This window comes from Streptomyces sp. SP18CS02, assembly GCF_036322365.1.
Classification (GTDB): Bacteria; Actinomycetota; Actinomycetes; order Streptomycetales; family Streptomycetaceae; genus Streptomyces.
Genome location: NZ_JAQYXC010000169.1, coordinates 1 through 1,154 on the forward strand (window position 1 = coordinate 1; position 1,154 = coordinate 1,154).

Here is a 1,154-nt window from a genome sequence, read left to right on the forward strand (position 1 = left end):
CGGAGCACGCGACGCGTCCGCCTCATCCATCGTCGGGAAACCCCAACGCCGCTCCGCATCCGTCGCCCAGAACTTCCCCAGGATGTCCCCATGGATCGCGAACGCCACATCCGGACGCCACAGAATGATCCCGTTCTGGAAGTGCTGGAAGCGTCCGCCGAGGGAGGCGTCGCGTTCCCCTCGGATCGGCGCCCCGAGGACGCCGCCAGGACCACCCAGGCTGTCGTACTTCACCGCGATGGTGCCGTACGGCATCAGATCGTCCAGCTGGTTGTACCGGCGCGGCGAAAAGCCGCGGAGGCCGTCGGTCCACACCCGCTCCTCGGCCACGTGCCCGAAGTCGTACTCCTCGCGGACCACCGGCCGGGTACGAGCCGGGTCCGCCCAGCGGACGAACAGCGCCACGTGGTCCGTGCCGCCCGAGTCCCGCAGCAGCGCGTCACCGGGTTGCAGGTCGCCCGCGGGGATGTCGAAGGTGACGTTCCACAGGTCCCAGGTCGTCAGGGACGAGTTGAGGTGCCAGGCCATCGACACATAGCCCGAGCAGTCCGGGCGGTAGCAGCCGAACTGGTTGGCGTGGCAGCCGCTCTGGCTGTACGGCACCCGCTCGGCGATCCACGACGCCGCACGGTCCATCACCTCTCCCCGCCCGATCGCCCCACCGGGTTCCGAGGCACTGGCGGCCGGCGCTCCGGTGAGGGCGAGTGCGACGCCGGCCAGCGCCAGCAGCATCGCACCCAGCACCCGGCCCGTCACCGCCCCGCCCGCACGTCGAAGGGTCAGCGGTCTCATGGCTCACTCCTCGCTAGTTGTCGGTGATCCAGGTGCCCCTGTCGGGGTGCCAGTGGATGGTGGCCTTCTGGAAGCGCTGCACCCTGCCGCCCGCCTCGTCCTGCTCATCGGTCACCGGATAACCCAGCACACCCTCATGACCCGCCGCATGGAACGCGTCATAGATCGCGTCATGCACCACATGCGTCCCGGTCTGCTCCGACCACAGGAACAGCCCCCGCTCGAAGAACTGATAACGCCCACGCGTACCGTCCGGAGCACGCGACGCGTCCGCCTCATCCATCGTCGGGAAACCCCAACGCCGCTCCGCATCCGTCGCCCAGAACTTCCCCAGGATGTCCCCATGGATCGCGAACGCCACA

The 1,154-nt window shown here is 68.9% G+C and carries 2 protein-coding genes; both read right to left on the reverse strand.

Annotated elements, in window-relative coordinates; genetic code table 11:
* A partial coding sequence (locus PUR26_RS01460; protein ID WP_443076929.1) for a hypothetical protein occupies nt 1-792 on the reverse strand: 792 nt, incomplete at its 3' end.
* Nucleotides 793-805: 13 nt separating this feature from the next.
* The coding region (locus PUR26_RS01465; protein WP_443076930.1) for an LGFP repeat-containing protein at nt 806-1,154 on the reverse strand (349 nt) is incomplete at its 5' end.